The organism is Sorangium sp. So ce1036 (genome assembly GCF_051369805.1).
GTDB classification, from domain to species: domain Bacteria; phylum Myxococcota_A; class Polyangia; order Polyangiales; family Polyangiaceae; genus Sorangium; species Sorangium cellulosum_F.
On record NZ_JBBMOX010000001.1, the window covers coordinates 5,860,891 to 5,874,739 of the forward strand.

12 protein-coding genes are annotated in these 13,849 nt (G+C 72.1%); 7 read left to right on the top strand and 5 right to left on the bottom strand.

The features are described 5' to 3' along the window. Positions 1-162: 162 nt before the first annotated feature. Positions 163-807 (bottom strand): DUF2267 domain-containing protein, encoded by a 645-nt coding sequence (locus tag WMF31_RS22075; RefSeq protein WP_436603848.1) that lies wholly within the window; start codon positions 805-807, stop codon positions 163-165. Between the two features lie 107 nt (positions 808-914). Next, positions 915-2,042 carry a PAS domain-containing protein gene (locus WMF31_RS22080; protein ID WP_242516209.1) on the bottom strand — a complete coding sequence of 376 codons (1,128 nt, stop codon included), beginning with the start codon at positions 2,040-2,042 and terminating at the stop codon, positions 915-917. Between the two features lie 220 nt (positions 2,043-2,262). Between WMF31_RS22080 and WMF31_RS22085 the strand changes: the two genes are divergently transcribed. Together WMF31_RS22085 and WMF31_RS22090 are read left to right on the top strand one after the other, a co-directional pair. Beyond that, positions 2,263-3,132 (top strand): SDR family NAD(P)-dependent oxidoreductase, encoded by an 870-nt coding sequence (locus tag WMF31_RS22085; protein ID WP_129347594.1) that lies wholly within the window; start codon positions 2,263-2,265, stop codon positions 3,130-3,132. A gap of 80 nt (positions 3,133-3,212) precedes the next feature. Beyond that, positions 3,213-4,055 carry a PfkB family carbohydrate kinase gene (locus WMF31_RS22090; protein ID WP_129347593.1) on the top strand — a complete coding sequence of 281 codons (843 nt, stop codon included), beginning with the start codon at positions 3,213-3,215 and terminating at the stop codon, positions 4,053-4,055. Positions 4,056-4,135: 80 nt separating this feature from the next. On the opposite strand, the gene WMF31_RS22095 is transcribed toward WMF31_RS22090, so the two are convergent. Further along, positions 4,136-4,453: a hypothetical protein gene (locus tag WMF31_RS22095; protein ID WP_129347592.1), complete on the bottom strand. Its 318-nt coding sequence runs from the start codon at positions 4,451-4,453 to the stop codon at positions 4,136-4,138. A gap of 688 nt (positions 4,454-5,141) precedes the next feature. Between WMF31_RS22095 and WMF31_RS22100 the strand changes: the two genes are divergently transcribed. The 5 genes from WMF31_RS22100 (at position 5,142) to brxC (ending at position 11,676) form a co-directional block, all read left to right on the top strand. Continuing rightward, the gene (locus WMF31_RS22100) at positions 5,142-5,465 is read left to right on the top strand and encodes a hypothetical protein (RefSeq protein ID WP_129347591.1); all 324 of its coding nucleotides are present in this window, start codon (positions 5,142-5,144) and stop codon (positions 5,463-5,465) included. A gap of 482 nt (positions 5,466-5,947) precedes the next feature. Next, complete coding sequence (gene brxE / locus WMF31_RS22105; RefSeq protein WP_436603849.1) at positions 5,948-6,517, top strand: BREX-6 system BrxE protein; 570 nt, start codon at positions 5,948-5,950, stop codon at positions 6,515-6,517. After that, on the top strand, positions 6,514-7,428 hold the full coding sequence (locus tag WMF31_RS22110; RefSeq protein ID WP_129347589.1) for a DUF1819 domain-containing protein: 915 nt from the start codon (positions 6,514-6,516) through the stop codon (positions 7,426-7,428). Before brxE ends, WMF31_RS22110 begins: the two co-directional genes overlap by 4 nt. Next, positions 7,425-8,060: a BREX protein BrxB domain-containing protein gene (locus tag WMF31_RS22115; protein ID WP_129347588.1), complete on the top strand. Its 636-nt coding sequence runs from the start codon at positions 7,425-7,427 to the stop codon at positions 8,058-8,060. The genes WMF31_RS22110 and WMF31_RS22115 overlap by 4 nt, the downstream gene beginning before the upstream one ends. 4 nt (positions 8,061-8,064) lie before the next feature. Next, positions 8,065-11,676, top strand: a complete 3,612-nt coding sequence (brxC, locus tag WMF31_RS22120) for a BREX system P-loop protein BrxC (protein WP_436603850.1) — start codon at positions 8,065-8,067, stop codon at positions 11,674-11,676. Between the two features lie 104 nt (positions 11,677-11,780). Here brxC and WMF31_RS22125 read toward each other — a convergent pair whose 3' ends face one another. Beyond that, positions 11,781-12,308, bottom strand: coding sequence for a hypothetical protein (locus WMF31_RS22125; RefSeq protein ID WP_436603851.1), 528 nt, complete (start codon positions 12,306-12,308; stop codon positions 11,781-11,783). A 1-nt stretch (position 12,309) separates the two neighbouring features. Next, entirely contained in the window at positions 12,310-13,731 is a 1,422-nt protein-coding gene (locus tag WMF31_RS22130) for an HD domain-containing protein (protein WP_436603852.1), read from the bottom strand. Between the last annotated feature and the right edge of the window lie 118 nt (positions 13,732-13,849).

Consider the following 13,849-nt stretch of genomic DNA (forward strand, 5'->3'; position numbering starts at 1 on the left):
CGCGGGGAGCGTGGAGCGCCTCTGCGCATCGAGCCCTCGTGTTGAATTCTCTGTCGTCCTCGACAGCATGGTTGAGCGGACGGGGGCGTGCGCACGCGCGATCTGGGCGATGCTCCTCATGGACCTCCCTGTCCATGGCGCGCGCCCCCCGGGGCGCTCGACTCAGCGCTGCGTCTCGCTGACCGGGCGCTCGGGGCCGGGCCGCCCCTCCGCCAGCGTCTCCTGGAGGCGCTCCTGCGTCAGCCCCGGGCTGCTCGACAGCCGGGTGTCCGCGTGCGGATCGTCCGAGCGGGCGACCGACTCCGCGTGCGCCGGCTCGGGGCGCGCCTCGCTCAGGGGGCGCCGGCTCCCGGGCCGCCCCGTCGCGAGCGTCGCGCCGTGGCCGACCTCGGGCGGCGCCGCCGCGTGCACCGGCCGCGGCGGGGGCGCGCCGGCCTCGCGCGGGGCGAACAGGTCCGCCCAGTCCGGCAGGTGCTTCTGGAGCCGCTGGCGCTCGGCCTCGGGCAGCGCCTCGCCGATCACCTGGCACACGGCCTGGGCGTGCTCCATGCCGAAGCCGCGCGGCGCGCCCTCGCGGCGGGCGATGCGGTCGTAGAGCTCGTCGCGATCGAAGTCGCCCTGATACGTCGCGCCGCGCACCGCGGCGGCGACCGGACCCGGCAGCCCGCCCGCGACCGCGGCCGCCTCGTCCTCCAGCAGCCGCTCGCCCAGCGTCCGCGCGGTCACCGCGATCGCGCGCTCGGCCTCGTCGCGACCCGCGAAGCCGGCGCGGCGCTGCACCTCCTCGACGAAGCGCTCGTGGTCCATGGGGAACCTCCTTTCGCGGCGTGACCTTGCGAGGCGCGTGCCACGCGCGCGCAGCCGCGCCCGACGCGCTCGGCCGCGCCCGACGCGCTCGGCCGTGACAGGCGCGCTCAGCCTTGCCCGACGCGCGCCCGCTCCTCGCGCAGCGTGCGCCCGATGCAGTGCTTGAGGCCCGCCTGGAGGTCGGAGAGCGTCGTGACCTCGGCCAGATCGAGCCCGAGCGCGACGACCGTCTGGGCGACGCTCGGCCGGATCCCGGTGATGATCCCCTCGGCGCCGAGGAGCCGGATCGCGCGGACGAGCTCGACGAGATAGCCCGCCGTCTTCGTGTCGACCGCCTCGACCCCGGTCAGATCCAGGAGCGCGAAGCGGGCCCCGGTGCGCACGATCGCTTGAAGCAGGCTGTCCATCACCTCCGCGGTCCTCGCGCTGTCGACCACGCCGATCATCGGGAGCGCCAGCACGCCGTTCCAGACCTGGAGGATGGGCGTCGAGAGCTGGCGAATGACCTGCTGCTGCCGCTCGATGAGCGCGAGCCGGTCCCGGAGCTCCTGCTCCGCGCGCCGCGACTCGGTGAGATCGAGGGTGATGCCGACCACCGAGCCCACCTCGCCCATCTCGTCTCGGACCGGGACGAACCAGTTCTCGATGGGCCTTCCGTCCACTTCCATGAAGTTGTGGAACGGCTCCCCCCGAAGGGCCGTGCGCAACGCCACGGTCTCGTGCTCCTTGTAGAGGTCGAAATTGTTCACCCCGACGAGCTGCCCTGGCTTCATGCCCACCGACGCGAGCCCCTTGCCGTCATAGTAGGTGAACACGCCGTGGCGGTCGGAGGCCCAGACGACGACCTCGAGGTTGTCGACGAGGGCGCGGAGGATGTGCTCCTGCTCCCTGTGGCGCCGGGACGCCTCGACCTCGGCCGTCACGTCCCGGCCGATGCACAGCACGCCGGTCGCCTCGCCCCCGGCGCCGAGCACGCGGTGATGCGCCCACGCGAACACCCCGTGGCTCCCGTCCTTCCGGGCGTGGCGCAGGCGCTGCTCCCCGCTGTCCTCCTCGAGCAGCCGCCGCCACGGCCCCTCGTCCTCGGGCGTGGGGAGCAGCTCGGCGATGGACCGGCCGATCGCTTCCTGACCCGAGAAGCCGAGCTGTCGCGCGGCGCTCTCGTTCCATGCCGTGATCGAGAGGTCCAGGCCATACTCGACCACCGCGAGCGGCGATCGGGCGAGAGTATCCATGTGGTTCCCCATGTCCAGGAGCGGCGCCCGCAGGGCGCCGGCGGCCGCGGCAGCGTGCGTCGTGAACCTTATTCCCTATCAGCAGATCAAGGGGAGATGGAAGAGGGCGCACGTCTGCGCGTCGTCACCGTGGCTGGGCATGCGGGCGAACTCTACAATCGCCGCGACCGGCGCGCCCGCGCGGCGCGATCCAGATCCAGACGAAGGACGGAGATCCACGATGAATGACCATCCCGCATTGACCCCTGGCCGCGTGGCCGTGGTGACCGGCGCTGCCAGCGGCATCGGCCTCGCCGCCGCCCGGCGCTTCGCGCGCATGGGCCTCAAGGTCTGCCTGGCCGACCTCGACGGGCCGGCGCTGCGCGAGGCGGCCGCCGGCGTGGCGGCCGTCGCGGCCGGCGGCGCGGCCGACGTGCGCGCGGTGCCGACCGACGTCGCCCGGCTCGACGACGTGGAGCGCCTGAAGCAGGCCGCCTACGAGGCGTTCGGGGAGGTGGCCGTGCTGATGAACAACGCCGGCATCGGCGGCGGCGGCGGCAAGCCCTGGCAGGGTCACGATCGCTTCCGGGAGGTCGTCGAGGTGAACCTCTGGGGCGTGATCCACGGCGTGCAGGCGTTCACCGAGGCGATGCTGGCGCAGGGCACCCCCTGCGCCATCGTCAACACGGGCTCGAAGCAGGGCATCACCACCCCGCCGGGCGACGCGGCCTACAATGTCTCCAAGGCGGGCGTCAAGGTGCTCACCGAGCAGCTCGCCCACGAGCTGCGCAATGTTGCCGGCTGCAAGATCACCGCCCACCTCCTGATCCCGGGATACACCTTCACCGGCATGACCGCGCGGGGCCCGGAGAAGCCCGCGGAGGCCTGGACCGCGGATCAGGTGGTGGACCTGATGATCGAGGGCATGGGCCGGGGGGACTTCTATCTCCTCTGCCCCGACAACGCGGTCACGCGCGCGATGGACGAGCGCCGGATCCAGTGGGCGGCCGACGACCTGATCCGGAATCGACCTGCGCTGTCGCGCTGGCATCCGGAGTACGCCGGGGAGTTCGCGGCGTTCATGGCGGGCGCGGGCGCGGCGAAGCGCTGAGGGGCGCGGAGGCGCTGGGGCGCTGAAGCGCTGAGGCCGGACGTGCGGTGCGCGGGCGCGGGCGTGCTATGTAGCGCCGCATGACAGCGCCGCGCATCGCCGTCGTGGGCCACGTCGAGCACGTGACGCTCGGACGCATCGAGGGCATCCCCAGGCCGGGCGACATCCTGCACCTGCGCGAGGCGCGCTTCCTCCCCGGCGGGGGCGGCGGCATCGCGTTCGCGCAGGTCTGCCGCAGCGACGCCGAGATCCACCTGTTCACCGCGGTCGGCGACGACGAGGCGGGGCGCGCCGTCGAGGAGCGCATCCGGGCCGCGCCGGGGCGCGTCCACGTGCACGCGGCGCGGCGCGCCGTGGCTCATCCGCGCGTGGTGGTCGTCGTCGACGCGGAGGGGCACCGCACGATCGTCGTCACGGAGGCCCCGCTCCAGCCGGCCGCGGCCGATCCGCTGCCGTGGTCGATCCTCGCGGGCTGCGATGCGGCCTATTTCACCGGCGCCGACCCCGAGAGCCTGCGCCTCGCGCGCGCCGCGCGCCGCCTCGTGGTCACCGCCCGCAGGAGCGCGGCGCTCCGGGCCGCGGCGGTCGCGCCCGACGTGCTCGTCGGCAGCGTCGCGGATCCGCGCGAGAACGCGCCGCTCGACGCCTACGATCCCCGCCCCGGCGCGCTGGTGCTCACCGACGGGCCGCGCCCGGTCCGCGTCGTCCGCGACGGGGGCACGGCGCTGGTCGAGGCGCCGCCCGCGCCCGACCGGATCGCCGGCGACTACGGCGCGGGCGACAGCTTCGCGGGCGCGCTCACCTTCTATCTGGCCTGCGGCCTCCCGGTCGAGGAAGCCTGCCGCCGGGCCGGGCCGCACGGCGCCGCGGTGCTGCGCGGGATCGATCCGCTGGAGGGGCAGAGTCGGCTCGTCGCGCCGTGATCCCCGTCGTGGATCGTGGAGGACGAGGACATCATCGATGGGGAGCAACTCGATGTCGCCCCGCTGGTCCCGGGCCCAGGTCAGCCGGTAGTCCCGCCCGAGCGTCCTTCCTGTCTCTCGTGCTCGGCCGCGGCGATGGCCTCCTTCCAGCGCGAAAGGTCCCCGAGCCGGACCGCCGCGTCCAGGCCGACGTTCTCCAGCAGCATGCCCAGGAGCAGCAGCCGCGTCTCGTCGTCCCAGAAGAGCTTGCCCCTGGAGACCTCCAGCTTCAGGTCGATCAGCCGCTCGGTGCGCGCGTGGAACTCCTCGGCGGTCCACCTTCGACCTTCGCGGTGGATGTCCCAGGTGATCGGCCGGGGCGCCGGGGCCATTTCATCCATGTCATCTCGTTCGTCCATGGGTCACCTCATCGGGCCATTGGGTTTCCTGCGTCCGCTGGTTTCGTGCGCTCGTCGCGCTGAACGTACATGTCAGGTTAGCGCTTCCTGCCGCGGTAGATGGGTAGATGGGTAGATGGGTAGATGGTGAGCGCTCCTTCGCGCCTCCGGGACACGGCTTCGCGCCTCCCCTCCGGGACACGGCTTCGCGCCTCTCCGGGACACGGCGGGCCGCGGAGCGGGCATCCCCGGCGAGGAGGGCCTCGGGATCGATGAGGCCGATCGGCTGGCCGGGCGCGCGGGCGACCTCTGCCGCGCTCGCGAACGCGCTGTCGGGCAGACGTGGCGCGAGAGGGTCAGCGCAGAAGGGGTTGGACGTCACGAGCTTCTGGCGCGCAGGCGAGCCGGACGGCAGGCGGCGGGTTGCCGCGGGGCGACGACGAGGCTGTCGGGGACGGCGACCTCCCCTGCCCTGGCGCGCGCGGCGCGGGCACGGCAGACGGCGAGGCGCCGCCGCCGTCGCGTGGCGCCGTCGCGTGGGCCAGGAGCGCTCCGGGGTGTTACGGGCGTCCGGGGTCTTACCGGGCGTTACGAAGCGCCCCATGTCCGCGTCGATCCGGTGGCCCCGAGGTCCGCGCGCCAGCGGATCCGCACCGTGGGCCGCGAGCGCAGGTGCTACGCTTCGTCCGGCCCCCAAGGAGATCGCGCCATGAAGACCTCTCGTCAGTGCCCGAAGTGCCAGTCCCGGAAGCTCTGGGTCGTTCACAAGGTGGAGCAGCCCCGCCCGGAAGGCTGGGGCACCAACCCGCTGCACGTGACCTCCCAGTACGTCCTGACCGGCAACACGGACGTCGTGAGCGCGGCGACCGCGCTCGTCAACGCGGGGTTCTTCGAGGCGTGGATCTGCGCGGTCTGCGGCTTCACCGAGTGGTACGCTCGCGACGCGAACAACGCCCTCGCCCAGCTCGCGGCGCACCCGAGCCCGAGGGTCCAGTACATCGATGGGGAGACGAGCGGCACGCCATACCGGTGACGGCGCGGGGCCGGGGGGCGCGGGGCCGGGGGGCGCGGGGCCGGGGGGGCGCGGGGCCGGGGGGGACGCGGGGGTGGTCCCGGCGAGACGAGGGCACGGCGCCGGGATGAGGACGTGGATCACGCGTCGTCGAAGATCACGACTCTCAAAGCGAGCCTCCGCGAGCGCGTCATAGGGAAACGTCTCGGGGCCGGAATCCGCGCTCATGATGAGAAGATAGCGTCTCGAGATCGAGGAGGGAGCGCGCTCTCTCACGACGACGCGTCCACGCGTCCACGCGTCCACGCGTTCACGCGTCCACAGCATGGCAAGCAAGAGGCCCTCTGGCTCGGGTCGTGCCCGACCGATCGCCCGGTCGACGACAGGGCGGGACCGTCCCCATTGTTCCATGGGGTTGCGCCCTGGTAGCCTGCCGGCAACGCGGCAGCGGACGTCCTCGGAGCTCGGCTCCAGGGCCGAGTTGCCCCTCCCCTGCGAGAGCCATGTCCCTCCGCCTCAGCCCTGCCCATCTCGACGAGATCCTCGCGCTTCAGCTCACGGTGGCGTGGGCGGGAGAGGCTGCCGGTGAGCCGCCCCGGCTCGGATGGTGGAGGTCCGATCTCGTCGACCCCGAGGCCGGGGGCGATCTCTTCGCTCGACTGCTCCCCAAGACCGCGGCCTGGGCGAGCCTCGCGCTGGTGCGCGAGGCCGCGCGGCGCGTGGACGAGGCGGCGCGTGAGAAGCTCGCGCGGGGAGACGCGGTCTCCAGCCTGTTCCACCTCGGCTTCGCGGTCGACGAGCAGCTCGCCGATCGGCTCGCCCAGCACCGGCACCAGCGGCGCCCGCCCGCCGAGGTGCTCGGCCCGAGGTTCCTCGTCGGCCGGCCCTGGTCGAGCGCCGCCTTCGCGTCGATGCTGGCGGCGCTGGGCAAGCCGAAGGTGCAGATCACGCCGGCAGGACGGAGGCTGGACGTGACCGCGGCCTCGCCGGTCGAGGCCGCGGCGCTCCTCGCCGCGGCCCTCGTGCCGCTCTCGACCAGCTACCCGCTGCCGTTCCTCGAGGCGGTCGCTTGAACGCTGCGCCGGTCGAGACCCCGGCCCCCTCGGGGACGCCTCCCGGGAGCGCCAGCCTGGATCCGACGCCGAGCGGCGCGCGCCCGGCGGAGGCGACCGCCGTCCACACGCGCATCCTGCGCTGCATGCTGGCGGTCGACGACAGCTACGCCTACTGGCAGCACGCCGGCGAGGACGTCCCCGTGGACGCGCGCTGGGGTCCCGCGGTCGCCGGTCGCTCGACCGACCGGGGCGCCGCGCGCGCCGCGCCCTCCGCCGCCGGCCGCGCGCGCGTCGCGTTCGAGCGCCGCTGGTTCGGCGCCAAGAGCGAGGCGCGCGTGCGCACCCTCATGACCGACATGGTCGAGCGGTTCGACGCCTACCCCGAGGCGCTCGCGCTGCTCCGCCGGCTCGGGGCCGTGCCGTCGAACCTGCGGCCCTTCCTCTGCCATGTTCACACGCAGCTCGCGGATCCCATCTACCGCCGCTTCACCGGGGAGCTGCTCCCGACCCGCCGCGAGCAAGGCCTCACGACCATCGACCGCGACACGGTCGTCCGGTGGGTGGACGCGCTCCAGGCAGGCCGGTGGGGAGCGAGCACCTGCGTCAAGTTCGCCTCGAACCTCCTCGCGACCGCGCTCGACGTCGGGCTCGTCAGCGGGCGGCGGGACCCCCGCAAGCTGCCGCCGATCCCGGTGCCCGACGTCCTCCTCGGTTACGTGCTGTACCTCCTGCGCGACGTCCGCATCGACGGCTCGCTCACCGACAACCCGTACCTCCGCTCCCTGGGCGTCACGAGATCCACGTTCCGCGCGTTCGCGTCGCGCATCCCCGGCGTCCGCTTCGCCGAGCTCGGAGGCGTCATCGACCTCGCGTGGCTCGAACCGAGCCTCACCGCCTTTGGGCTCCGCTACCTCGGGGAGAGCGCGTGAGCAGCTACAGGCTACAGAGCGGGCTCGTCAAGGCCCTCGACGCCCTGCGCAAAGACCTCTTGCGCGAAGACGGCCCGCACATCAGCACCGTCCGCAACTACAACTTCGCCATCCTGCCGTACGACCCCGAGGACGAGCTCACGCTGCGCCGGGCCATCCACGATCTCTCGGAGACCCTGCGCGACGCGGGCTGGAACACGGGCACCATCCCGCTGAACGCGCTGCTGCTCGCGCGGCTCCGCGCCCAGGGCGACGCGTTCCTGGAGGCGATGATCCAGCGGGAGAAGCGCCTCTCCACGGCCAGCGACCCAGGGCGAGGCCTGCGCGCGCTCAAGGAGCGCGTCGTGACGCTCCTGGAGGGCCCCGAGGGGCTCGCGCAGGACGTGATCCGCGAGATCGACCGCATCCGCGAGCGCTCGGACAACCCCGAGCGCACCGTGATCTTCCTCGGGCGCGCCGGGGCCCTCTATCCGTTCTTCCGCACCTCCGCGCTGCTCAAGCACGTCGCCGGGCACACGCGGAACGTGCCGGTGGTGCTGCTCTATCCCGGCAAGGTCGTCGGCGAGACGGGCCTGTCCTTCATGGGCGTGCTCCCGGCCGACCGCGACTACCGTCCAAGGATCTATCGGTGATCGGATGCTGATCGGAGATCTGTTCGAGAGAGACGTCACCCGCGCCATCCCGCCGGTCGTGTACTTCCACGAGCAAGAGCCGGCCGAGCTGAAGCGCGAGGTCGAGGAGTACATCATCACCGGCGGCTACCCGGCCAGGGATCCGCGCGCCACGGAGGGGGGCATCCACGAGCAGTTCGTTCGCCTCCTGACCGCGATGCACCGCGAGCTCCAGAAGCCCGGCGGGCCGGAGCTGCCCGCGTGCTGGATCTCCGGCTTTTACGGCTCCGGCAAATCGAGCTTCGCGAAGCTCCTCGGCCTCTCCCTGGACGGCCGCACGCTCCCCGGCGGCCGGCCGCTCGCCGAGGCGCTGCTCGCCCAGGATCACTCCCCCGGCGCCCCCGATCTCCGCGCCGCCTGGCAGCGCATGGTGAGCGGGATCCAGCCGGTCGCGGTCGTGTTCGACGTCGGCAGCAAGGCCCGCGACGACGAGCACATCCACGCCGTGGTGGTGCGGCAGCTCCAGCACCGGCTCGGCTACTCCACGACCAGCAACCTCGTCGCCGAGTACGAGCTCAAGCTGGAGCTCGAGGGGCTGCACGCCGGCTTCATGGACAAGGTGCTCGAGGTGCACCGCAAGCCCTGGGGCCAGCTCAAGGACAGCCAGCTCGTCGAGGACTACTTCTCCGCGGCGCTGCACGCGCTCCAGCCGGACCTCTTCACGCATTCCATGGCGTGGGTGGACAGCCGCAGCGGCTCTCGCTTCGAGGGCAAGCGGTCCGCCGACGAGGCGGTGCAGGCGATCCAGCACATGATGGACCAGCGCTGCCCGGGTCGGACGCTGTTCTTCGTCGTCGACGAGGTGAGCCAGTACGTGCACGACGACGACGATCGCATGCTCGCGCTCCAGTCGTTCGTGGCGGCGCTCGGGCAGCGGATGAAGGGCAAGGCCTGGCTGCTCGCGACCGGGCAGCAGAAGCTCGAGGAGGGGACGGGCGTCGCCGCGCCCATCCTCAAGCTGAAGGACCGCTTCCCGCCGTCCTTGCGCGTGCACCTCGGCACGTCGAACATCCGCGACGTCGTCCACAAGCGCCTGCTCCGGAAGAAGAGGCTCCTCGAGCCGGATCTGAAGGGGCTCTTCCACGCCCACCGCTCCGAGATCGCGCTCTACGCGTACCGCGGCGACGAGATCTCCGAGACCGATTTCGTGGAGATCTACCCGATGCTCCCGGGGCACATCGACCTGCTCCTCGACATCACGACCGGCCTCCGGTCGCGCTCGGCGAGGACCCAGGGCGACGCCCACGCGATCCGCGGCCTGCTCCAGCTCCTCGGCGACCTCTTCCGCGAGCGGGATCTCGCGCGCTACGAGGTGGGCCGCCTCATCACCCTCGACCTCATCTACGACGTGCTCCACAGCGCGCTCGACAACGGCGTGCAGATGACGATCACGCGCGCGCTGGATCTCTGCTCGAGGCGCGAGAGCCCGCTCATGGCGCGCGTCGTGAAGGCCGTCGCGCTGCTCGAGCTGGTGCAGGACCACCAGAAGACCTCGGCGGAGCTCGTCGCGCGCTGCCTCTACGAGGTCCTCGGGCAGGGCAACCTGCTGCCGGAGGTGCAGAAGGCGCTCGACGTCCTCGTCGGCGAGGGCCTGCTCGGCTACTCCGAGAAGACCGGCTACAAGATCGAGAGCTCGGCCGGGCAGGAGTGGCAGCGCGAGCGCGACGGCTACGCGCCCTCGGCCGAGCAGCTCTCCGAGAAGATCGCCAAGGCGCTCGAGCAGCTCCTCGGCGGCGTGGACAAGCCGACGCTCCAGGGGACCTCGATCCCGTGGCTCGCGCTCTTCTCGGACAGCGTGCGGGCCAAGGACGTCCACATCAAGGACGAGCGCAAGCACACGGTGGTCACCGTGGATTTCCAGTTCACGAAGGGGGCCGGCGCCGAGCAGTGGGTGCCCCGCAGCGACACCCAGGCGTACCGGGACCGCATCGTGTGGGTCGTGGGGGGCGTGGACGCGGTCCAGCACGCGGCCAGGAAGCTCGTGCGGTCGGAGCGCATGATCGAGCTCAACAGCCACCGCCAGGGCTCGCCGGGGGACGAGCGGCACCGCCTGCTGATGGACGAGCGCACCCGCCTCGAGGCGGCCCAGCGGGAGCTCGCGGAGGCCGTGAAGGGCGCGTTCATGGCGGGTCAGCTCTACTTCCGCGGCCGGGAGCGGTCGCCCCGCGACGTGGGCGCCACCTTCCCCGCGGCGCTCGCCGCGTTCGCCAGCCAGATCGTGGGCGAGCTCTACCCGCACCCGATGATGCTCTCGGTCTCCGAGAAGGAGATCCTCTACCTCATCGAGAACGCGGAGCTCACGGCGCCGCCCCCGGTGCTCGGCCAGGAGCGCCTCGGCCTCCTCAGCCTGGACGCGGGGCGCTACGAGGTCACCTGCACGGGCCGCGTCCCCACGGACATCCTGGCCTACGTCCGGGAGCACGGCGGCATCACCGGCTCCACGCTGCTCGCGCACTTCGGCGCCCCCCCGCACGGCGTGGCGCCGGACGTGGTCCGCGCCGCCGTCGTCGGCCTGCTGCGCGGGCGGAAGGTCCGCATCGAGATCGCGGGGATCGGCGAGATCACGAGCCCGCGGGACGAGGGCGCGCGGGAGCTGCTCAAGGAGGCGGGGCTCCGCAAGGCGAAGCTCACCGAGAACACGGTCGAGGCCCTCACCCCGCGCGACCGGAACGCCATCTGCGCCCTGTTCCGCGACCTGCTCGGCAAGGACGTGGCGCGCGACAACGACGCGATCGCCGACGCCGTGGCCGAGCGGTTCGCCCGGGTGCGCGAGCGGCTGACGGAGCTCGGCGAGCGCTTCCGCCGCCTGCCGAAGGACACGGCCTACCCGGCGACCCTCACCAGGCTCGAGGGCGCGCTCGAGGCGTGCCGCCGCGACCGGCGGGTGGAGCCGACGGTGCTCGCCGTGAAGCGCTCGCTGAACGTGCTGCGCGACGGGCTCACGCTGCTCCGCCGGATGGAGACCGATCTCACGGACGGGGCCATCGACGTGCTCCGCCAGGCCGAGGACGCGCTGAACCACACCTGGCCCGGGCTCGCGGCGCTGTCGCCGTCCGAGGACGCGCGCGCGGCCGCGGGCGCCGTCGAGGCGCACCTCCGCGCCGAGCGCCCGTGGGAGGACACGGCCGAGCTCCAGCCGCGCGTGGAGCTCCTGCGCGGGGAGTACCGCGCCCGCCGCCGCGCGCTGCTCGACGCGCACGCGAAGGAGGTCGACCTCGCGGTGGAGCGCCTCAAGCGGCGGAGCGGCTTCGAGCGCCTCGACCCGGACCAGCGCCACCAGGTGCTCCGGCACCTGCGCGAGGGCGCCGCGCCGAACACGGACGAGCGCGCCGTCGCCCCGGCCCTGGAGGTCCTCGAAGGGCTGCTCGCGGCGCGCCGCGAGGCGGCCGAGGCCCGGGCGCTCGCCCAGCTCGACACCCTGCTCGAGGGCCTGGGCGCGACGCCGGTCGTCGAGGTCGCGCTCGACCTCGGCGGCCGCGAGATCGACTCCGCCGCCGCGCTGGATCGCCTGCTCGACGAGATCCGCCGCCGCGTCCTCCACGAGCTCGACGCCCGCCACCGCGTGCGCCTGCGGTGAGCGGGCGGGGGGCGACGCCCGCCGTCCGCGCGCACCTCCGTGCCGCGCCCGCCCCCGTCGGATCCGCTTGAACCCGAGCGTCCCCTCGCGGGCGCCTCGCCGCCTCAGAGGCCGAGGCGCCGCAGCAAGCCCTCCGCGGCAGCGCGGTGCTCCGCGCACGCGGGCTTGAGCGCCACCGCGCGGTCGATCGCCCGGGCCCGGTCGCCGATGGACTCGTCGCGCTCGACGAAGAGGACCGTCGCCGCCAGCTCGAGGACACGCCAGAGCTCATCCCTGAACAGCGGCGCGAGCTGCTCGACGCGCGGATCGCTTCCGTCCGTGTTCTCTTCGAGCCACGCTCGCCCGGGTTCGGTCAGCTCGTACGTGTACTTCGACTGCTCGTCGCCGTACTCCGCCCGATTCTCCTTGAGGAGGTCGGAGGCGATGGCCTCCTGCAACGTGTCGGACAGCGCCCGGCTGTACGGGCCGTAATGGTGATATTTGAACGGCGTGGTGCGGAAGTCGTCCACCCCGACGCGCTTGAGCAAGTAGGCCGACTTCTGCAGGCGAATCCTGCTCTCCAGGCGGCCGCCCATGGCCGCGACCATGGCGAGCAGCCCCCGGAGCGCGCTGCCCCGCTGGATCGAGCTCATCTTATCCCTTGCCTCCTTGCAGCTTCTTGAGGAGCGGCTTCTTCTCGCTCAGCAGCGAGGCCCTGATTTCCTCCGGAAACACGAGCCGGTGAAAATACTTGGTCTCCTTCAGGGCAGCGACGATCCTGCTCTGTGGATTGTCCTCGATGGGCCTGGGATCGGGCCCCTCCCCGACGAGCCAGATGGACTCGTCGGGCCACTCGGAGCGCCAGTCGTACTGCTTGTAGCTCGTTCTACCGGGCTCATCCACCGACACGTAATAGCCCACCGTGGCGTCGTCCACGTGGCCCAGCAGCTTCTTCGTCAACGACCTGGCGTGCTCCTCCAGCTCGTTGAGGCTCCTGCGCTGGGCGGCGTCGACGTCGATGGTCTTGAAGAGTCGCCGGCAGAGCAGCCTGCCGGCGAGATCGCTCAGCACCGCGTCAGGGTGGTGCTTCCACGACTCGATGAGCGACCAGACCTGGAACTCGCCGAGGCGCATGTACTGGTGCAGCGCGATCGCCTGTCCACGCTCCGCGAGCGCTTGAAGCGGGTGGATGCCCGTGCGGCCTTCCGGCGGGAAGATCGATGGGTCCCCCCGCCGGTGCAGCTCGAACGCTCGCCTCATCGTGGAGCTCAGGAGCACGCTCGCCGCTCGGGTCGCATGGTGGTAGTACACCGCCCGATACATCTGATCGAGCGTGACCAGGTAGGCCTCCACCGTGACGATGGACCCGCGATCCACGGCGATCCTCTTGCCGTCCAGCTCCTGGAGGGAGTCGAGCAGCCGAGAGAGGTCGAAGCCGCCTTTCATGCCGGCGAACAGCGCGTCCCTGAGCAGGTAGTCCAGCCGATCGGCATCGAGCTGGCTCGACACGAGACGGTACCGCCAGTGCTCGTCCTGCTTTGCCTCTCGCCGTCTCTTCTTGTCGATGTAATAGACGATCTGGGTGGGCAGCGCCGGGTCCGCGCTCTTCAAGGTCGTGCTGATCGCCGAGTCGTCCTCCTCGATGATCCGCTGGGTCATGATCTCGTGGTCGAACTCGACGCCGTGCTCCTTGAGGATCTCCTCGAGCGTGTGAGAGAACGGCCCGTGCCCCACGTCGTGGAGGAGCGCCGCCACGCAGGTCATGACCTTGTGATCGGCGTTCGCGGGCGCATCGCTGTTGCGCTCGATGCCCGCGTACATCTCCCGCGCGAGATGGGCGACCCCCATGCTGTGAGCGAAGCGAGAGTGCTCGGCCCCGTGGAAGACGAGGTTCGTGAGGCCGTTCTGGCGGATGTGACGCAGGCGCTGAAACTCTGGACAATCCACCAGCTTGCGCACGAGCCAGCCGATCCGGAGCCCCGCGTCGCCCTCCGCGGGGAAAGCCCGCGCGAGATCCACGGCATCGTACCGGATCTGCAGGTGCACAGGGTCGCGGTAGAACTTCGGACGCGGCATGGAGGGGGCCCGGGGCTCGCGGGAGCCGATGGGGAGTACATGAAAAGGTGTTCAGCTTCAAGTTGAAAGCCTCATCCCGCGGGCGGCGGTTCGTCCCGTCTGCGCTGCCCTCGTGTCC

Coding starts and splice junctions, on each gene's coding strand:
- WMF31_RS22075 (WP_436603848.1), bottom strand. CDS start 807: ATGGACCACGAGCGCTTCGTCGAGGAGGTGCAGCGCCGCGCCGGCTTC.
- WMF31_RS22080 (WP_242516209.1), bottom strand. CDS start 2,042: ATGGATACTCTCGCCCGATCGCCGCTCGCGGTGGTCGAGTATGGCCTG.
- WMF31_RS22085 (WP_129347594.1), top strand. CDS start 2,263: ATGAATGACCATCCCGCATTGACCCCTGGCCGCGTGGCCGTGGTGACC.
- WMF31_RS22090 (WP_129347593.1), top strand. CDS start 3,213: ATGACAGCGCCGCGCATCGCCGTCGTGGGCCACGTCGAGCACGTGACG.
- WMF31_RS22095 (WP_129347592.1), bottom strand. CDS start 4,453: ATGGACGAACGAGATGACATGGATGAAATGGCCCCGGCGCCCCGGCCG.
- WMF31_RS22100 (WP_129347591.1), top strand. CDS start 5,142: ATGAAGACCTCTCGTCAGTGCCCGAAGTGCCAGTCCCGGAAGCTCTGG.
- brxE (WP_436603849.1), top strand. CDS start 5,948: ATGTCCCTCCGCCTCAGCCCTGCCCATCTCGACGAGATCCTCGCGCTT.
- brxC (WP_436603850.1), top strand. CDS start 8,065: ATGCTGATCGGAGATCTGTTCGAGAGAGACGTCACCCGCGCCATCCCG.
- WMF31_RS22125 (WP_436603851.1), bottom strand. CDS start 12,308: ATGAGCTCGATCCAGCGGGGCAGCGCGCTCCGGGGGCTGCTCGCCATG.
- WMF31_RS22130 (WP_436603852.1), bottom strand. CDS start 13,731: ATGCCGCGTCCGAAGTTCTACCGCGACCCTGTGCACCTGCAGATCCGG.